The sequence below is a fragment of the bacterium genome (assembly GCA_020444065.1).
GTDB lineage: Bacteria > Sumerlaeota > Sumerlaeia > SLMS01 > JAHLLQ01 > JAHLLQ01.
Genome location: JAHLLQ010000006.1, coordinates 328,412 through 347,184 on the forward strand (window position 1 = coordinate 328,412; position 18,773 = coordinate 347,184).

Consider the following 18,773-nt stretch of genomic DNA (forward strand, 5'->3'; position numbering starts at 1 on the left):
CCGGCGCCCTGTGGCGCTGGAGGGCCGTGAAACGCAGCTAATATCGTCTCAGGAGCTGCCAGTTTATGTCGCGCCCAGCCATCGTGTACCATCCCGATTACGAGATGGACATCGGCGAGCACGTGTTCCCGACGGAGAAGTTCCGTCTGGTTCGTGATGCCCTCGTGGCTCGGGGGCTGGTCCGCGAAGACGAGATCGTCACCAGCCGCCCGGCCACCGAAGACGAGCTCCTGCTCGCCGTCACGCGACCTTTTCTGGACGAGATGACGACATTCCGTCACACGCTTCGGACGCTTCGGAGCGAGGTGCCAATCTCGCGCGAGATCATCGAAGGATTCATCCTGACTGCCGGCGGTTCCGTGGAGTGTGCACGGCTGGCCGCAGAGCGCGGCGGAGCGTGCCACATCGGCGGCGGTTTCCATCACGCGTTCGCTGACCACGCAGAGGGATTCTGCTACATAAACGACGTCGCCGTCGCCGCCATGTCGGCGCGCAAGGCAGGCGTTTGCAGCCGGGTAGCGATCATCGACACGGACCTGCACCAGGGGAACGGCACTGCACACATCTTCCGCGAAGAGCCGGATGTGTTCACGTGTTCCGTTCACCAGGAACTGCTCTATCCGATCCCCAAGCAGACCAGCGACATCGATATCGGCCTACCGAACGGAACGGATGACGACGGCTACTGCGAACCGCTGCAGCGCGCCATGGATCACATCATGGCAGAGTTCAAGCCGGAATTCCTGATGTACGTCGCCGGGGTCGATCCGTACTTCGACGATCAGTTGGGCGCCCTGGAACTGACCAAGGAGGGGCTGGCCCGGCGCGATCGGATTGTTCTCAGCGCCGCATCAAAGGTGGGGATCCCCTTTGTCACCTTCACTGCCGGGGGGTATGCCTACAACGTGCAGGACACAGTAGACCTGCATGTGCAGACAATCCAGATTGCCATGGAGTTATTGGCCGGCAGAGCATGACGGCTGAAATGAGGTTGAAAGGATCTGGACGGGATGAGCGAGTTCGTGCAATCTCTGGAGAGCCATTGGGAGTTTCGGGAAGTCCTTCCTGCCGAGAAGACGAGTTTTGCGTCGCGCGAGCATCCTCCTTCACTGGCCGAGGAGAATTGGATACCGGCGCGCGTTCCTGGTTGTGTACATCTGGATTTGATGCGCGCGAATCAGATTCAGGACCCCTTCGTCGGACTGAATGAGAAAGACTGCCAATGGGTAGAGAACGAAGATTGGGTGTATCGCACATCCTTCGTTCCCGATCCGCAATGGCTGGAGGCCACGCGCTCTGCCGGGCGCCGCGTGGAACTCAATTTCGAGAGCCTTGAAACGTTCGCATCTGTCTATCTGAACGGGGAGTTGCTGGGCGAATCCCAGGATCAATTCCTGCCCGTCTCATTCGACATTACCAAGAAGCTGCGCACAGGCGATAACTACCTCGTCGTTCACTTCGAATCCGCCGTCCAGCACTGCCGCCATCAGGAAAAGACTCACGGACGCCTGCGGGTCGACTTCGACCACACGCGCGTCTATGCGCGACGGATGCAGATGCTAACGGGCTGGGATGTTGCTCCTCGTCTCTCCGGCTGCGGGATTATGGGACCGGTCACGATCGAGCACGTCAACCAGGCGCGACTGCGCTTTGCATCGGTGCAGATCAACCGCCTGAGTAACGAAATCGCACACTTCTCCATCGAGACGGACCTGGAAGGCCTCGGCGAGCGCGAAGTGGAGTTACGCTGGCGCGTCGATCACCTCGATCCAACCGGCTCGGGCGAGAACTACGCCATGCGGGTCGTCTGGGAGTCGGAGAGAACGTTCCCGATGCGGGAAGGCACGTTTCGCTGCTCTGAGCCGATTACGATCGAACGTCCCGTCCTTTGGTGGCCCGCAGGCTTCGGCGCCGGCCGCCGCCCGCTCTATCGCGCCACGGTTCGTGCGTTCGTCGATGGCGTTCAGATCGATGAACTCGAGACGACCTTTGGCCTACGCACGGTCGAACTGGCGAACGATGTCGACCAGGCCGGCGAATCCTTCGGGCTGAAGATTAACGGACTGCCGATCTTCGTGCGAGGGGCGAACTGGATTCCCCCGGATGTCTTCCCGCCACGGCAAACCAGTTTCGATATGGAAGAATGGGTAGAGATGGCTGCCGTCGCCAACATCAATCTGCTGCGCGTATGGGCAGGCGGCAATTACGAGTCCGACGACTTCTATCGCTTGTGCGATGAGCACGGCATTATGGTGTGGCAGGACTTCATGTTCGCACATGGCGAGTATCCCGACCACAAGGACTTCTGGCGCATCTTGCAACGCGAGGCGACGCACCAGATCCGTCGCTTGCGCAATCATCCGTCGCTCGTCCTTTGGTGCGGAAGCGACGAGATCGAGAAGATGATGGGCGGAAGCGATTCCGCGTGGCGCCGTCAGCAGGGAACGCGCATCCTGACAAAGCTCCTCCCCCACTTGCTTAGCCAGTATGATCCCTCCCGTCCTTATTGGATTTCCACGCCGCATGGTGGCGAAGATCCCAACAGCCCGGAAGAGGGCGATTACCATGAGTGGGATGTCTGGACGGGCTGGGAGTCTCCGGATCGATATCGCCAGGTGCGTCCCCGTTTTGTGACGGAGTTCGGCTTTCAGTCGCTGCCGAGCGAGGCTTGCGTTTCCGAGTTCACTACGGAAGAGGACAAGACGCTCAATCATCCCGAACTGGAAGCGCATCAGAAGCAAAAGGACGGGAATATCCGGCTGTTCCGCTACGTAATTGGTTCGTGCCGCCCGCCCGAGTCGTTCGAGGAGATGATCTACCTGAGCCAGTGGGTCCAGGCGGATGCGCTGTCGCTGGCCATCGATGCCTGGCGCGCCAACAAGCCCCATACGATGGGCGCAATCGTCTGGCACATGAACGATTGCTGGCCCGCGATTTCGTGGTCGCTGGTCGATTACCGTCGGCGTCCGAAGCTGGCCTACTGGGCTGTCCGGCAGGCGTTCATGCCGACGGCGTTGATGCTGTTGCCGTCGGAAGAAGGCCTGCGGGCGGTGGCACTACACGACGGTGCACCATGGGAAGCGAAGCAGGAATTACTTTGCCGTCTAAAGGCCTACGATCTCGAGGGCCGTCTGCTCGACTGGCGCGACCAGACGATTGTCCTGGAGCCCAATGCGAAGCTCGAGATTGGCCATTACACGTTGCGGTCGCTTGGCATTCAGAATCCAGCCGCCTCGGTTGTTGTCGGCGAATTGATTCGCGGCAAGGCGATCATCGCCTCGAAGCTCTTCTCGCCCGTGGAGCCGCGCAAGGCGCCGTACCACGAGCCGGAGCTGACGTGCTACCTCGACTGCATCCTCGCGAACCGGCGAGCCGTGTTCCTGATTCACTCGACGAACGTCGTCCGCGGTGTCGAGTTGCAGGTCGTTGGCCTCAAGAACGGCGAGATCAAACACGAGAACGCTTTCGATATCTGGCCGAAACGCGAGGTCTGGGTGCAGGCGGACATTCCGCCTGGGACATCTCGTGACGAATTGCGCGATGTCCTGCGATTCCGGTGCCTCAACGATTCAGTCGAGGGCCGGAACGTCCACTGGCGGCCGCTGCCGGTACAGCCCGGAGAGGGTCGCGCGAAGAACGCTTCGATCGAGGCGCCGATCGTGCAGATCAACATGAAGACGAGCGACCTGGTGCCGAAACTGAACGATTAGCCGCGCGCCCTTCTCGGAACCAAACACTCTCGCTTGCGCCAGGGTCGGATAGCAAACAAGCTGGCTTTGCTACTCCACCGCCCCGGAAGGCGCCCATGTCCAAGCTCCTGATTATCGAAGACGATCCCGCATTCGCGAATCGGCTATCCCGCAATCTGGGGCTCGATGGGTTCGAGGCGGAAGCCGCGGAAGGCCCCGAGGCGGGCCTGCGGATGCTGGTCGCCAATCGATACGATGCGGTCCTGTGCGACATCAAAATGCCCGGCATGAGTGGCCTGGAACTCCTGACTCGCGTTCGCGAAGGCCAGGACACCGGGGTGGACCCGGACATTCCGGTCGTGATGCTGACGTCGGTGAACAGCGTCGATACGGCCGTCGATGCGATGCGGCGCGGGGCGAGCGATTACCTGACGAAAGAAGCGGGCCGAGCGGAGATTGCAATTCGACTGCGGCGCGCGATTGAACTGCACCAGATCGCGAAGGAAAATCGTCGGCTACGCGAAACCGTCGAACGCGTCGATGAGTTCGGCGAGTTGGTCGGGACATCGCCGGGCATGCAGCAGATCAAAGAAGAGATCAAGCAGGTCGCAGAAACAAACGCGACGGTTATGCTGCTGGGCGAAACCGGCGTTGGCAAGGAACTCGTTGCACGCGCCATTCATCGCACGTCCGGTCGCGCAGGCGATTTCGTCGATGTGAACTGCGCGCTGTTGCCCGACGACACGATGCTGCAGAGTGAGCTCTTCGGGCACGAAAAAGGGGCCTTTACCGATGCAAAGGCCGCCAAGAAGGGGAAGCTCGAACTGGCCGATGGCGGGACGTTGTTCCTTGACGAAGTCGGCGAACTCGGGCGCGAGGTGCAGGCGAAATTGCTGCGCGGCCTGGAGACAATGACGTTCACGCGCGTCGGCGGAACTCGCGCGATCAGCGTAGACGTGCGGTTGGTGGTTGCGACGAATCGCGACCTGAAGAAAGAGGTCGAATCCGGTAATTTCCGAGACGATCTGTACTATCGTCTGAATGTGTTTCCGATCAACATTCCGCCTCTGCGCCAGCGCCGCGACGACATCGAGACCCTGACTCGCTTCTTCCTGAATCGCGCGGCGATGCGTTATTCGCGCCCCGTGCCGGAGGTGAACACAGAGGCGTTCACGTTGCTGAATCAATATCAATGGCCCGGCAACATTCGCGAGCTACGCAATGTATGCGAACGCCTTCTGATTCGCGCCCGCGGCGGCACGACAATTACTCCGGAGGACATCCACGGCTGCGGCATCGGCGCCGGACCGGCCCTGGGTGGCATCGTCGAGCTTCCCGATGAAGGCGTGCATCTCGACGAGTTGGAAAAGAACCTGGTCCTCGAAGCCCTTCGACGTTGCGATTGGAATCAAACTGAAGCCGCGCGAATGCTCGGCATCTCCGTCGATCGCATGAATAATCGCGTGAAGAAATTCGGCTTCACGCATCCCAAGTGGCGCAGGAATAAGTAAGGCGAGTATTCACGTATTCGCCCAGTGTTTCGCCTGGAAGACGTGGTCCGGGATAGCCGCTCGCTGATAGTCTGAGGCGTGTTCGAGGATCGTCTCGACGAAATCGCGGGCGCCACCCATGACGGGGCTGATGGGTGCGGCCGTGAGTTCTTGCAGTTGTTCCAACGTCATGTCGTCCAAGAACACATTGTCGCCGCGGCGCATGCAGTTACCAGGCAGCAGGTACTGATCAAAGCCAGGATTCTCTCGGATGGTACGGGAGAGGTCGACGCCAGCCAGTAATCCGGTCACGTGGATCGTCTCGCCAAAGAGAGTGTTTACCGTCGGCAGCGGAACGATCTCGATATTGTGCGCGGCGCAAGCGGTGGTAATGCGCTCAAGCGCCGGCGGGCTGAGCGTACTGGTCACGGCACCGACTCGCCACGGGCGCGCGATGGGATGGCGCGCGAGAAGGCGTTTTGCGGCGGGCAGATCCTTGTAGAAATGATAGATCATGCCGACGCCGTTTTCGAGCTGCGGCAAGTCGGGCCAGCGCGTGTAGCTCGGCGCCCGGCGGCCGGCGATCAGGTGCCACTCGTCGGCAAGAAGCACGATCGGCTCGCCAAACTTCTCTGCAATGTCGCGCAGGCGCGGCGTCAGTTCGCGAATGAAGCGACGCGCATACTCGGGCGTGACGGGGTCCATGTCGGGCAGGCCCTGGCGCCACTTTGTCATGCCGATCGGGACGATCGCAACGGACTGCACTGTCGGATGCAGTTCTAGCAGCGCATCCAGTGTGCGCTGCAATTGCTCGCCGTCGTTGTGTCCCGGGCAGAGGACGATCTGCGTGTGGACCTGGATCCGGTGCTCGCGGAAGAACCGCAGTACGTCCAGAATCGGACGCGCTTTGCGAATGCCGAGCAACCAACGCCGCAGCGTTTCGTCGACTGCGTGGACGCTGATGTAAAGCGGTGAGAGGCCTTGCTCGGCAATGCGCTGCAGATCGGAATCCTTCAGCGTGATGCCGGTGATGTACGAGCCCTGCAGAAAGGAGAGGCGGTAATCTTCGTCCTTGATGTAGAGCGATTTCCGCAGGTTATCGGGCAACTGGTGGACGAAACAGAAGACGCAATTGCACCCGCAATTCTGTGTTGTGAACTGTTCGACTTCGATCCCGAGGTGTTCTTCGGGATACTCTTTGTCGACCTCGACGATGCGGCTCTCTCCGCTGGCATCCTCGATCTCCAGGTCGAGCTCAAAGTCCGATCCGTGGAAGTAGAAGTCGATCGTATCGCGAATCGGCTCGCCGTTGATGGAGACGAGTTTCTCCCCCACCGTGATGCCGGCCAGGTGCGCCAAGGAGGCCGGCGCGACAGCGCTGATACGCACGCCCGGGGCGGCGTCGGCGACGCTGATCGACGGAGAGATCGTATCCGACGGGTCGGCCCGCTTGACGCGGCGGCGAATCTCCGGCGTGATTGGCGCCAGCAGTTCGTAGTCGATGGAGGGATGCGTTTTCTTCATCGGTTCCCATGGGGCAAGTGCGCCCGGCCAAGAGGCATGTAGAAAGACGCGTGCCGACTGGCTTGCAAGGGGAAATCGGAACTGCCGGCGGTAAGAGAAACTGAGTCGATCGATCCCAATGCGTATTTGGCCTATCCCGTCATGTCCGATCCGTCCTCCAAACCGCTCCTGATCATCGCCGGGCCAACGGGTGTGGGCAAGAGCGCCGTGGCGTTGGAATTGGCGCGGGCGACGGGCGCAGGAATCCTGTCGGCCGATTCCATGCAGGTCTATCGCGGAATGGCGATCGGAACGGCGCAGCCGACGGCCGCAGAGCAGGCGGAGGTGCCGCACTTCCTGGTCGGGCACGTCGAACCTGGCGAGGAGTATCACGTCGCGCGGTTCGTCGAGGAAGCGAACATCATCCTCGAACACGAATCCGCCGCCGGACGATCGGTCATCGTGGCCGGCGGGACAGGGCTCTTCTTGCGCCATCTGGTCCATGGGATTTTCCAGGGTGCGCCGCGTAACATGGAAATCCGCGAACGCCTGAAGCGTGAGTTGGAAGACGAGGGATACGAGGCCTTGCGTGCGCGCCTGCACGCCGTCGATCCCGAACGCGAAGCCGAGATTAATCCGAACGATGCGGTGCGTGTGATGCGCGCGCTGGAAGTCTACGAGATCACCGGCGTCCCAATGTCGGAGCATCATCGGCGCGATCAGGAGCAACGCCAGTCGCGCAATGTGCGATACGTCGTGCTGCGTCGCCCGCGCCCGGCGATGATGGAACGCATCGAGCGGCGTGTGGATGTCATGATTGCAGAGGGCTGGGTGGACGAGGCGGCGCGACTGATGCAGCGCGACTTGCCGGACGACAGCCAGGCGTGCAAGGCGCTCGGCTATCGCGAGCTCTTCCGGCACCTGCGCGGCGAGTGGTCGCTGGAGGAAGCGATCGCGGAGATCAAAAAGCAGACACGACGTTTCGCGAAGCGACAACTGACATGGTTCCGTGGTGTGCCGGAAGCGGAATGGATCGATATCGAGGAACGTTCGGCCAGCGATGTGGCGCGGATTCTGCAACAGTCGGATAGGAGTTGATCCGGGAAAGGACCGCAACCGATGGCGAATGATCAGATTCTGACGCAGTTTCAAGAAGATTCCGAGGCAGACAACTGGAAGCCCGTCAACGATGGCGTGATGGGCGGGTGTTCGAACAGCGAGTTCATCCGCTCGGAGAATGGCACCGGAGTCTTTCGCGGCGAAGTGTCGCTGGAGAACAATGGCGGGTTTGCGTCGGTGCGTCGTCCGATCGAGGCGAGCACTCTTGCAGATTACACGGGTTTGCAAATGCGCCTGAGAGGCGATGGCAAACTCTACGGCATCAATATTCGCATGGGCGGAGAGTTTGTGGACACGTACTACCAGGTTCAGGTGGAAACAAAGATTGGCGAGTGGATGGACGTGCGGGCGGACTTCGCAGATTTCGAGGCAAAGAAACACGGCCAACCCGTTGCCGAAGCACCGCCGCTGGATCCCGCCTCCATCGAAGGCATCGGCTTGATCATCAGCAAGCAACCCGGCGAGTTCGCGTTGGAGATCGACTCAATCAAGGCGTTTCGTTGATGGAGAATTCTGGTACCTTGCCGTCAAAGAGAATCGTCTGAATGCCCAATGTCTGGGCCGGCGCCAGGTTCTCTTCCAAGTCATCCACGAAGAGCAATTCGCTTGGCGCGAGGCCGCTCTGCTCGACAATCTTCTCGAAGAAGCCGGGCTGAGTCTTTGTCACGCCGAGTTCGTACGACAAGAAACGCTCTTCCTCGAAGTCTCGCAGGTCCGGATACTCGCGGAGCAGGAATTCCCAATGCGAGCGCGTCGTGTTTGAGCAGATCGCGACGGTTACGCCCTGCTTGCGAACATTGCGCATGGCTTCGAACATCTCTGGAATGGCGGTGGTGAAAATGCTGTTCCAGATTCGCTCGAACTCCTCGACTTTGAACTCGATGCCCATTTCGCGATGCAGTTCTTCCGTCAACCAATCGGTGTCTTTCTCGCCGATTTCGAGCAGGATATTGCGGCTCAGTCCTTCGGGCCGCGGCGTGAAGACAAACTGGAAGAGGACCTGCGGATTCGGAATCCCGTTGTGCAGTCGGCCCGGGTGCGTCAGCAGGAACTTGAGTGCCGCCCCGGCAGCGCGCTGATGGTCGAAGCGAATCAGCGTGTTGCCGAGATCGCACAGGATCATTCGCAAACTCATGCTCTATCCCTTACCAGGTAAATGAAACGCCGGCGCCCGACATGATCATCCAGATCACCAATCCAAACAACGCGATCGCGATGTTGACCATGTTCGAATAGGTCGTGGAACCGAGAGCTGTGTTGAGATCGGGACGTTTCAGCTTCTCATAGTTGTGGATCGCGATCGTGATCTCCGGCAGCGATGTAATGAAAGATCCCACAAACCAGTGCAGCCACGTGAAAATCATCACGCCGAATAGTGCTTCGAGGTGTGTTCGGTAGAGTTCGCTCCAGCCGAGGAAGAGCATGTTCATGGCCCAGCATGAGGCCACTACGGCCGCCGTCCCAAGCAGAAAGCGCCCCCAACTCTCGTTGTGCTCTTCCTCGTCGATGTCCTCGAAAAGCTCGGGGCGCTTCCTCTTCAAGCGCCCTTCCACGAAATGAAACACAATAAGTGCAATAACGAGCAGCACGACCGTAATCGCGAGCGCCATGTTAAACTGCGGTGGCTCGCCATCGCCGAGCAACACGCGCAGTGCGGCGTAGCCCATCGCGAAGAGGAAGAACGACATCGCAACATGAAACGCAACGAGGCGCTTCTCGGAACCGATCAGCCGAAAGAGTTCGCGGACCTTGTCCGGGCGCCCTTTGATCAGGAATTTGACGGAAACCCAGATCAACGCGACAATGTACATCAGGTAGATATTGGCGAACAACGATCCCAGCGGATTCGCCCACCCGCCCATGCGTCGCATTCCGAATGAAACCAGCATCGAGGCGGCTTCCGGGTTGTTCGTGCTTGCGTTGATGGTCAGGGTTCGCCACTTGCGCCCAAGGTGCCGGCCCGCAAGTCCTGCGGCCGAATTGACCATCACGTGAGTGGACTGCGGGATGGCCCACAGGCTGAGGATCACGCTGATCACCAGGGACCCGGCGATGAACAACTTGTCGCCGAGCACTCCGTGGATTTCGAGGATCAGGCCTGTCGAATTCACCGATGAACACCTATCTGCGCGGGTCGGAAACCATCCCGTGGGCACAGAGGTTCTCATTGGCAGGCGGGTTGAAGTCAATGAAGACCGGCGCAGGCCTGTGCTCGCCGTGAGATTCAGAGGATTTCCCTCGAAACTGAGCAGGGACAGAGTTCCTCGGCGGACGGCCGTGGAACCGAAAAAAACTCTTGCGCGACAGGGCGCTCTGGCGAAAGGGTTTCGCCCCGTTGCGGGAATGGGCGGTTAGCTCAGTTGGTTAGAGCGCTGCGTTGACATCGCAGAGGTCACAAGTTCAACTCTTGTACCGCCCACCACGGAATTCGGCCCTGGCGCACTTGCGCCGGGGCTTTTTCTTTCGGCCGGGATCTTGCGCCACCCACGGCCAAGTCCGCCTTGCTCTGCGCCGGTATTTGGGGTTCAGTGAATGTCTTGGCCAATCGGAACGAAAATCGAGGGAGTTGTCTCATGAGGATCGTCGTCGCCGCTGATTTGCACCTTGAAATCACCGGGAAGGAGCCCATCCGGCACCTGGTTGCTTCGATCGAGCACGAAGGCCCGGACTTACTCGTTCTGGCCGGCGATCTTGGCAATCCGTCGATGCTGTTCAGCGAGTCGCTCGCTGAGTTCCTGAAGCTGGACTGCCCCGTCTTGGTGCTGACGGGGAATCACGATCTGTGGAACAGCCCGACGGAGAAGAGCCGCGAGCTGTTCGACGAGACGCTTCCGAAAATCACGGCGCGGGCAGGCTTTTTCTGGCTGGATGGCGACAAGCCGTTTATCGCTGGAAACATTGGAGTTGCCGGCTCACTCGGTTGGTATGACTACTCTGCGAAGGATCCGAGTCGGGAGCTCAGCGACGAGGAAATCCTGGGCATGAAGTCGCGATTCGCGATGGATGCCGATCGGATCGACTGGGAGGAGACCGACCAGGAGTTCGCCGCCGAATGCCGCGACCGGCTGGAGCGACAGCTCGAGGCCCTGGAGGGCGATGATCGCGTCGAGAAGGTCCTCGTCGTGACCCACGTCCCAATCTTCGAGAATCAGATCGACCGCCGGCCAAACGATGAACACTGGTCGCTTGGAAACCCCTTCTTCGCCCATCTGACCATGGGCGAGCAGGTCAGAAAGTTCCCCAAGGTCCGCTGGACCGTCAGCGGCCACACACACGTCGGCATGAACGGTGTCGTGGAACGCGACGGCATGGCCCCCATCGCGACGGCCGTGATCGGTTCCGACTACTACAAGCCTGCCCACGTGATCGTGGATACGGAGTGACATCGCCCGCCTTCCGCTTGACGGAGACACCCCCTCCGAGAGCAGCCTGAATCAACTTGTGTGATTGGAAGAAGAGTCGCCGGTGAAATCAACGCGACAGTCTGTTCTGCCATGGTATGGCTATCTCGCTCTGAACGCCGTTGTTTGGGTGTTGTTGCTGGCCATCTATCTCATTCCTCGGTGGGACAAGGTGTCTTTCACGTCGGGCATTCCCCGGTCCGGCGTCCCGCCGCTGCTGCTGTACATCGCCGGAGCATTCATGCTGGCTTCGATCTACGATGCCGTGTTCGACCGAGTCGTTCGCCGCCGGCAATTGCAGCGCGAGGCGGAAGAAAGGCCCGAAGAAGAATCCGACCCTGATAGCAAACGTGCGACACCGCCGTCGACGACAGTGCGCCGCACGGGCGAGTCCTCCAACTAAGTACGATAGCCGCCAACGTCCATGCTCAAACTCAACACCGATCCTGCAGAAACGACACCCGAAGCAAATCTCGGTCAACTCGATCGTGTCGAGACGCGACAGGTTCGCCTTGTCGTCTCAATTCCCGCGCTGATGTTCCTTCTGACGCTGGCATCAACGGTGGTCTTCCACCTTTACCTGTCAAACATCGCGGACAAGCTACCTACGGAGCAGTTGCAGTCGGATGCCCGCCGCGAAGCAGGCATTGTCCTCCTGATCGGCCTTGGTGTGTCGATTCTGGCGGGAGGGGCGGGAATCGCGCTCGCCTACTCGATTGTAGTTCCGCTGAAGGACCTGGTCGGTTCCATGCGACAGGTTGCGCTGGGCGACCTGACCAGCAAAGCTGATGTCCCTCGGCTGGGAGAGTTGCACGTTCTCGGTTCGACGTTTAACCGAATGGTCGAGCAATTGCAGGAGCTGTTCGAGCAGCGCGATCAGCAGATGCGCAGTTCCGCCAGGGGGACAGTGCTGACATTAGACGAAGGCGGTCGTGTCCTCGCCGCCGATGGTTCAGTGCGCCGGATCCTGGGCATCGATGGTGGAGATCTGCTGGGGAAGGAACTCCTCCCTCGCCTGAGGGAGCGGCTGAGCGATTCACGGAATCGCCCCTTCCTGAAGGCGCTGGAATTGACGTACAAGGAAGCTCAATCCGGGCGTCTCGGAGTCCAGACCGTCGACTTGCAGCGTGAGGAGGGCGAGGACCCGATCCTGTGCTCGATCAGCCTGACGCCAATGGAGTCGCCCGAGCAGGGCGGGCCAAGCCTCCTGCTCGACCTGCGCGACCTTTCCGCCATGCGTGGGTTTTATGAGCAGATTCAGCGCGCGGATCGATTGGCGGCGATTGGAACGCTGGCGACCGGCATCGCACACGAAATCCGGAATCCACTGGCTTCGATCCGGGCCATGGCGCAGTTGCTGCAGGAAAGCGCCACCGAGAGCCCCGGAGAGGGAGCACGAAACTACCTCGAGCGCGTGCTGCGCGAGGTCGATCGCCTGGAGCGCCTGGTTGCCAGTATCATGGACTTTGCCAGCCAGGAAGAAGTGCCGGCCCGTGCAACCGACCTGAACTCTGTCGCGCATGACGCTCACGAGGCCGCCCGTCACCGCGTGTGCAGCCGAGCAATGGACGGCGGGTGGGATACAGAATGGGATCTGGCGGAGGACCTGCCGACGGTCCTGATCGAAGAAGCGCGCGTCAGCCAGGCGCTCCTGAATCTGATGGTGAACGCGATGGAGGCGGTCTGCGAACGAACGGGCGGGTTGGTTCGCATCGAATCGCGGCACGAACCCGGGTCATCGCGCCCCGTGGTCCTCCGGATCAGCAACACCAGCAATCCGATTCCGAAGGAAGCGTCCGAGCGAATCTTTGAGCCATTCTACACGACGAAGGCCGAAGGAACAGGTCTCGGGCTGCCGATTGCCTACCAGATTGTCGTTGCGAATAACGGTGTCCTGGAACTGGATAGCAGTGGTGGAATGGTGCACTTCACGGTGCGTTTCCCGCTCGAAGGCCGGCGTGCAAAGCTGCCGAGAAGCTGACGTTCAGGCCCGCCCGGCATATTCCCATATTGCATCTATCGGAACAGGTTGACTTCCGGTCCCGCCGCGGATTTAGCTCAATGACTGATGGAGGAGCCGGGGCGTGACGAGCAATAAGACCGCCTCCGGCCAACTGGGCGTTCAACAGGATAAATTCCACTCTTCGAAGGAGCTATTCACTATGCCCCGTCGTTTTAAGATTTCTGTGGTTGGTGCCGGCCACGTCGGCGCCACGGCAGCTCACTGGGCTGCCAGCCGGGAGCTCGGCGATGTCGTGCTTCTCGACATTGCCGATGGAATCCCCCAGGGCAAAGGCCTGGATCTGTACGAATCCAGCCCCGTATACGGATTCGACTCGAAGGTCGTCGGCACGAATGACTACGCCGACACGAAGGATTCGGACATCGTGATCATCACGGCCGGCCTGCCGCGCAAGCCGGGCATGAGCCGCGACGATCTGCTGGCCGCAAACGCGAAGATCATGAAGGACTGCGCCGATCGCGCCGCGAAGGCTTCGCCGAACTCGATCCTGATCATCGTGGCGAACCCGCTGGATGCCATGTGCCACGTTGCAAAGGAAGTCTCCGGCTTCCCGAAGAACCGCGTCGTCGGCATGGCGGGTATCCTCGACACCGCGCGCTATCGCACATTCCTGGCCGAAGCGATCAACGTCTCCGTGAAGGACATCCAGGCCCTCGTGCTAGGCGGACACGGTGATACGATGGTTCCGCTGATCTCCTACACGACCGTCAGCGGCATTCCAATCACGCACTTCTTGTCCGAAGATCAGTTGGCCCCGATCGTCGAGCGCGCCCGCAAGGGCGGCGGCGAGATCGTCGCCTACCTGAAGACCGGCAGCGCGTTCTATGCTCCGTCGGCCGCGGCGATCCAGATGGCAGAGGCGATCCTGAAGGATCAGAAGCGTATCCTACCGTGTGCTGCGCTGTGCGAAGGCGAATTCGGCATCGATGGCCTGTACGTCGGCGTGCCCGTGATGCTGGGCGCAAACGGCGTGGAGAAGATCCTCGAAGTCGAGCTGACCGAAGATGAGAAGGCTGCCCTGGCGAAGAGCGCGGGCGCCGTGAAGGAACTCGTGGATAAGCTGTAGCATCACACAGCCATAGTTACAGAATGAAAAGGCGGCAGCTCGAGAGGGCTGCCGCTTTCCTTTACTGTTTCATTCCGGTGAGAGATTCGCTCATCTCTGAATCCAGCGCATACGTTGAAGTCCAGATTGCAAAGAAGGCTGCAGCGAAGTCCTCGCCCTCGATCGTGCAGCTCAATTCACCATTGAAGTAGATCGAAGTTTCACGCGCTTCCGGATCGTAATCGATTCGGTACTCATCGCCCTCTTCGACATCGGCGTAGCAGGCGTAGAGCTTCTTCAGACGTTCCTCCAGAGCGCGACGGTCAACATTGGAATTCTTCTTAATCCCCTTGCGGGTCGCCTTCTCGATATCCTCAGCATCGATTGAACGATGATAGCGCAAGACAATGCGCCTTGGTGTCTTCGCATCAAGAAGCTCGTCGTAGGTCTTCGTGTCCATCGGAGCATAGAAGGCGGCGGTGTAGACATCGAGCGACCACCACTCGAGCAGATGCCCCCCGCGAAACGGCACGGACTTGCCGTTGATCTCCGCCTTCGCTGGGAATACCTCCCCGCCCTCACGAACAGTTGGTTGTCCAGCCGCGAGTGGCAAAGCTATCATTATCAGGCAAAAGACTGTTAGAGTGAAGCGCACGATGAAGTCTCCTTTCCAAGCGGTATTTTGACTAGCAAACGGCGGTCCAGGCAGGCAATATCTGGACACTTCTGTTGCCCGGTGGATTCGGAAACCGGACAGGCGATTCGCCTAATCTTTGCCTTGTCTTCCCGTCGGCATGGGCTTCACAGTGCGTTTATCGAGCGGCCCGCGGTGGCCGATTATCTGGTTTGTACTCGAGCAGAACCGTCATGGACTTCCGTTCCCGCATGGATGACATCAATCGACGCAAGCGCCAGCAGGAGGACATCCTGAAGGCGTTTCGCGAGGGGAAGTTCGATCATATCTATCGTGCGAGCGAACTGTTCGAACGGCGCGAGGCAGAGCCTCCGCGGGAGCAACGTCTGCTCGAAGCTCTCCCCCACGGGCGATTCGAAGAAGACGGTGATTCGCGGTTTGTACTGCTGGAATCCCGCCTCAAACCAGACGGGGCGGAGCAAGCGTACAAATTGCCGATTGATTCTGCAGAGGCGTTCGATCGGCACGATCTGTTCCGACACCTTGCGCCGGACGTGGAAGACCTGGACGAGCCGCTGCGGGTTTCGGACATCGCATTTGTCGATACGGAAACGACCGGCCTCTCCGGGGGCACAGGGATGGTGGCCTTCCTGATCGGCGTCGGCTGGTTCGAGATCGATGAACAAGGGCGGCCTTCGGAATTTGTGATCGAGCAGTATTTCATCGAAGATTTCTGCCACGAACCATTGATGCTGGACCGATTGGTGGAGCGACTGCGTCCCTTCCGCGCGTTCTGCACGTACAATGGGAAGACATTCGATCTGCCGCTGCTGCGAACGCGCGGAGTGATGAATCGACTGCGTCCGACCATCTGGCGAAAACCCAATCTGGACTTGCTGCACTTCTCACGCCGCCTGTGGCGCGGGGCATTCGAAAGCGTGTCTCTCTCCGCCGTGGAAGCGAACGTCTTCGAACTGACACGCGAGAAAGATGTCGGCGGTGCGGAGATTCCAGCGATCTGGTTGGACTTTGTGCGAACGGGGCGCTGTGAAAGACTTCTGCCCGTGCTGCATCACAATGCGCAGGACATTGCGTCGCTCGGCAGTTTGCTGTCGCGATTGCTGTTGTGTCTCGCCGAGCCGGAGACGCCTGGAGTCTTAACGCGCGCGAGTGAATTCTGCGGCATGTCGCGTTGGTATGAGCAGCAAGGCGATCGCCAAACGGCGGCTCGATTGCTCGAGCGTGGTCTCGAAGTCATGCGGGAAGCAGCGGAAGAGGATGCCGCGCTGGCGAAGCTCGCTCTGCTGCACCGGCGAGAGAAAGCATGGGATCGCGCCGTGGAAATCTGGGAAAACATGCTCCAGCGACCGCTTTCCGTGAGTCATGCCGCGTACGTTGAATTGGCGAAGTACTACGAACATCAAACGAAGGATTTCGGTCGCGCCGCCGAGTTGGTTCAACAATGTCTGAGGCAGATGGAGTTGGAGGAGGAGCTTTCGCGCCTGACCGGCCGAGGAATGGGGCCAGCGGTTCCCCCGGGGACCGTGGAAGCACTCGCGCACCGATTGGAAAGACTGGAGCGCCGTCGAGCGCGCACGAAATCATGACGAAACCCTGGTACGAAGCCGCCTTTGGGGCGGACTATATGAAGCGCTACGCCCATCGCGATGATCGCGAGGCGAAGAGCGCCGTTCGCACGTTCATTGATCGCGCCGATCTGCCGGAGGGATCCCGCGTGCTCGACTTCTGCTGTGGAGCAGGACGCCACATGGCGATTCTGGCAGAAGAAGCCATGGACGTTTACGGAATGGATCTCTCGCGCGATTTGTTGCGCGAAGCGGCCGACCTCTTCGTCGAGCCCCCGCTCGCCCGCGCCGATATGCGCCGCGTCCCATTTGCCGATCACGCGTTCGATGCGGTCACGCACTTCTTCACCGCGTTCGGCTACTTCGAGACGGACGAGGAGAATCTGTCGGTCTTCGACGAAATCGCGCGTGTGCTGTGCCGCGGCGGTGTGTACCTGTTCGATTTTCTCTCTGCGCCCGCCGTTATCCGGCAGTTCGAGGCTACCGCCGAATTGCACAACGTGGAGCAATTGGGCGGCAACATGCACCTGGAATCCACGCGGCGTCTGACCGCTGGTGCGGTTCGTGTGGAAAAGGAAATGCGATTCGAGGAAGACGGTCGCATCGAGCGAACAATCACGGAGTCTGTCCGTCTGTTTCGGCCGGAGACGCTTCGGGAAGCGCTCAACAAGAGCGGCTTCGACTTGCAGGAAGAGTGGGGAGACTACAAGGGCACGCCGTACGAAGAATCCGAGGCAACGCGCTGGGTCGCCCTCGCGCGCCGGAGGTAATGTTGCTCGGGAAGAAGCAGTCGACTGGAACGGCTCTGCAGATGTGGCGTGCGCGAGTGCGCGCTCTGCCATGGCCGCAGATTCTCCTGATGCTCCTTGCTGGGATTGCGCTCGCCTACCTGCAACGATTTCGCACGTGGCATGAGTTGTACGATCGCACGGTCTTCATACCTTATGTGCTGGCCGAATCGGACGTCATCTTCAACTCGCGCGTCCTGATGCGCCTGTACTTGCGGTTCTTCTGGGACAATACTCCCTTTGATATCTACACTGTGAACTTCATCACCCAGTGCATCGCAGCATCCGTGGCGCTGCTGGCGACATGGGCCTTTGCGGGTCATTGGCTGAAGCGAACGCACGCCCTGATCGCTGCGCTGCTCGCCGGAGGATGGACGTGCTGGGCCTACGTCCATTTGGCATCGCGTTTCTCTTACCCATACGACTTTCCAGCACTTGCATTCAGCGCCCTCGGGCTCGTTGCGATCGTGAAACGTCGCTACTGGGGAATCGTCGCCTGCATCATCATTGGCGGATTCAACAAGGAATCGATCTTCTGGCTGGTGCCGGCCTGGTTCTTCTTTGCGATGTCAGAACCTGCCAATCGCCGCAGCCGGTCCGAATGGCTCCGATCGATCGCTCTGGGTTGTCTTTTTGTGCTCGTCTACCTGACCCCGCGGCTTTTCATTCCCCAGGGAGATGAGGCCTCCGCTCTGACGGTGTCGCTTGTAGAAAGCGATCCGCGTATGAAGCTTCACGGCTCGCCCCTGATCGTACAGAATGCTTATTACTTCTTTACATGCGCGCGAACGCGAGGATTCCCCTGGATGCAGATTTCCGTGATGCCGCACGTGCTGGTTCTGCTGTTATGGCGCCGCTTCCCGAGTGACTTGCGCTGGCTGTATGCCGCGTTGCCGTTCTTCCTGGTACCGACGCTGATTGCAGGAAATGTCTGGGAACTGCGGATCTTCAATGAGATTCTGCCTCTGACGACGACAGCGTTCGTGATTGGCATCTGCAGGACCGGGAGACAGAGAGGAGACTGCTGAAACGGCGGAGCCTATCGTGCCTCAAGAAATCGTCTTTCAAATACTGCGTTACAACGACTCGCATCACCGGGGCGGTGTGGTTGATCTTTGGAATGAGGTCTTCCAGTACAGTGCGCCTCACAACGAACCGGGCCTTTCGATTGATCGGAAAATGGCCGTGGACGATGGCTTGTTCCTGGTCGCTGTGGATTCGAACGGCATTGTGATCGGCACGATTATGGGAGGCTATGATGGTCATCGGGGCTGGATCTACTCTCTCGCGGTCGAACCATCTCACCAGAGAATGGGTATCGGCGCATCGCTTCTTGGGCACGTCGAGAAGATGCTGATCGCTCTTGGGTGTCTGAAGATCAACCTGCAGATTCTTCCCGGCAACGAGCAGGTGCAGGAGTTCTATCGCCGGTTCGGCTATGCGACGGAAGAACGCATCAACATGGGCAAGAAGATCGACGAGAATCAGTGATATT

At 59.7% G+C, this 18,773-nt stretch carries 17 protein-coding genes and 1 tRNA gene; 14 read left to right on the top strand and 4 right to left on the bottom strand.

Annotated features, from left to right (window positions below):
- Nucleotides 1-65: 65 nt before the first annotated feature.
- From KQI84_15520 to KQI84_15530, 3 genes are all read left to right on the top strand, one after another.
- Nucleotides 66-977: a histone deacetylase gene (locus KQI84_15520; protein MCB2156284.1), complete on the top strand. Its 912-nt coding sequence runs from the start codon at nucleotides 66-68 to the stop codon at nucleotides 975-977.
- 33 nt (nucleotides 978-1,010) lie between these two features.
- Nucleotides 1,011-3,710 carry a hypothetical protein gene (locus tag KQI84_15525; GenBank protein ID MCB2156285.1) on the top strand — a complete coding sequence of 900 codons (2,700 nt, stop codon included), beginning with the start codon at nucleotides 1,011-1,013 and terminating at the stop codon, nucleotides 3,708-3,710.
- Between the two features lie 95 nt (nucleotides 3,711-3,805).
- The gene (locus KQI84_15530) at nucleotides 3,806-5,200 is read left to right on the top strand and encodes a sigma-54 dependent transcriptional regulator (protein ID MCB2156286.1); all 1,395 of its coding nucleotides are present in this window, start codon (nucleotides 3,806-3,808) and stop codon (nucleotides 5,198-5,200) included.
- A 9-nt stretch (nucleotides 5,201-5,209) separates the two neighbouring features.
- On the opposite strand, the gene KQI84_15535 is transcribed toward KQI84_15530, so the two are convergent.
- On the bottom strand, nucleotides 5,210-6,703 hold the full coding sequence (locus tag KQI84_15535; GenBank protein MCB2156287.1) for a DUF512 domain-containing protein: 1,494 nt from the start codon (nucleotides 6,701-6,703) through the stop codon (nucleotides 5,210-5,212).
- Between the two features lie 141 nt (nucleotides 6,704-6,844).
- On the opposite strand from KQI84_15535, the gene miaA reads away from it, so the two are divergent.
- Both miaA and KQI84_15545 read left to right on the top strand, forming a co-directional pair.
- On the top strand, nucleotides 6,845-7,780 hold the full coding sequence (gene miaA / locus KQI84_15540; protein ID MCB2156288.1) for a tRNA (adenosine(37)-N6)-dimethylallyltransferase MiaA: 936 nt from the start codon (nucleotides 6,845-6,847) through the stop codon (nucleotides 7,778-7,780).
- A gap of 21 nt (nucleotides 7,781-7,801) precedes the next feature.
- Complete coding sequence (locus KQI84_15545; GenBank protein MCB2156289.1) at nucleotides 7,802-8,305, top strand: CIA30 family protein; 504 nt, start codon at nucleotides 7,802-7,804, stop codon at nucleotides 8,303-8,305.
- On the opposite strand, the gene KQI84_15550 is transcribed toward KQI84_15545, so the two are convergent.
- Both KQI84_15550 and KQI84_15555 read right to left on the bottom strand, forming a co-directional pair.
- Nucleotides 8,289-8,936 carry an HAD-IA family hydrolase gene (locus KQI84_15550; protein ID MCB2156290.1) on the bottom strand — a complete coding sequence of 216 codons (648 nt, stop codon included), beginning with the start codon at nucleotides 8,934-8,936 and terminating at the stop codon, nucleotides 8,289-8,291. The genes KQI84_15545 and KQI84_15550 overlap by 17 nt on opposite strands.
- 10 nt (nucleotides 8,937-8,946) lie before the next feature.
- Nucleotides 8,947-9,912, bottom strand: a complete 966-nt coding sequence (locus tag KQI84_15555) for a hypothetical protein (GenBank protein MCB2156291.1) — start codon at nucleotides 9,910-9,912, stop codon at nucleotides 8,947-8,949.
- 234 nt (nucleotides 9,913-10,146) lie between these two features.
- Between KQI84_15555 and KQI84_15560 the strand changes: the two genes are divergently transcribed.
- The 5 genes from KQI84_15560 (at nucleotide 10,147) to mdh (ending at nucleotide 14,291) form a co-directional block, all read left to right on the top strand.
- Nucleotides 10,147-10,223 (top strand) — tRNA-Val (locus KQI84_15560).
- Between the two features lie 151 nt (nucleotides 10,224-10,374).
- Nucleotides 10,375-11,184 carry a metallophosphoesterase gene (locus tag KQI84_15565; protein MCB2156292.1) on the top strand — a complete coding sequence of 270 codons (810 nt, stop codon included), beginning with the start codon at nucleotides 10,375-10,377 and terminating at the stop codon, nucleotides 11,182-11,184.
- 82 nt (nucleotides 11,185-11,266) lie between these two features.
- Entirely contained in the window at nucleotides 11,267-11,605 is a 339-nt protein-coding gene (locus tag KQI84_15570) for a hypothetical protein (GenBank protein MCB2156293.1), read from the top strand.
- 21 nt (nucleotides 11,606-11,626) lie between these two features.
- Nucleotides 11,627-13,183 carry a HAMP domain-containing protein gene (locus tag KQI84_15575; GenBank protein ID MCB2156294.1) on the top strand — a complete coding sequence of 519 codons (1,557 nt, stop codon included), beginning with the start codon at nucleotides 11,627-11,629 and terminating at the stop codon, nucleotides 13,181-13,183.
- 181 nt (nucleotides 13,184-13,364) lie between these two features.
- Nucleotides 13,365-14,291: a malate dehydrogenase gene (gene mdh, locus KQI84_15580; GenBank protein MCB2156295.1), complete on the top strand. Its 927-nt coding sequence runs from the start codon at nucleotides 13,365-13,367 to the stop codon at nucleotides 14,289-14,291.
- Between the two features lie 61 nt (nucleotides 14,292-14,352).
- On the opposite strand, the gene KQI84_15585 is transcribed toward mdh, so the two are convergent.
- Nucleotides 14,353-14,802 carry a chalcone isomerase family protein gene (locus KQI84_15585; protein ID MCB2156296.1) on the bottom strand — a complete coding sequence of 150 codons (450 nt, stop codon included), beginning with the start codon at nucleotides 14,800-14,802 and terminating at the stop codon, nucleotides 14,353-14,355.
- A gap of 335 nt (nucleotides 14,803-15,137) precedes the next feature.
- Here KQI84_15585 and KQI84_15590 point away from each other — a divergent pair, with 335 nt between their 5' ends.
- From KQI84_15590 to KQI84_15605, 4 genes are read left to right on the top strand one after another with little or no spacing between them, the layout of a single operon-like run.
- Nucleotides 15,138-16,511 (top strand): ribonuclease H-like domain-containing protein, encoded by a 1,374-nt coding sequence (locus KQI84_15590; protein MCB2156297.1) that lies wholly within the window; start codon nucleotides 15,138-15,140, stop codon nucleotides 16,509-16,511.
- The gene (locus KQI84_15595) at nucleotides 16,508-17,260 is read left to right on the top strand and encodes a class I SAM-dependent methyltransferase (GenBank protein MCB2156298.1); all 753 of its coding nucleotides are present in this window, start codon (nucleotides 16,508-16,510) and stop codon (nucleotides 17,258-17,260) included. The genes KQI84_15590 and KQI84_15595 overlap by 4 nt, the downstream gene beginning before the upstream one ends.
- Nucleotides 17,260-18,306, top strand: a complete 1,047-nt coding sequence (locus KQI84_15600) for a hypothetical protein (protein ID MCB2156299.1) — start codon at nucleotides 17,260-17,262, stop codon at nucleotides 18,304-18,306. The genes KQI84_15595 and KQI84_15600 overlap by 1 nt, the downstream gene beginning before the upstream one ends.
- A 28-nt stretch (nucleotides 18,307-18,334) precedes the next feature.
- Nucleotides 18,335-18,769, top strand: coding sequence for a GNAT family acetyltransferase (locus KQI84_15605; GenBank protein MCB2156300.1), 435 nt, complete (start codon nucleotides 18,335-18,337; stop codon nucleotides 18,767-18,769).
- Nucleotides 18,770-18,773: the final 4 nt, after the last annotated feature.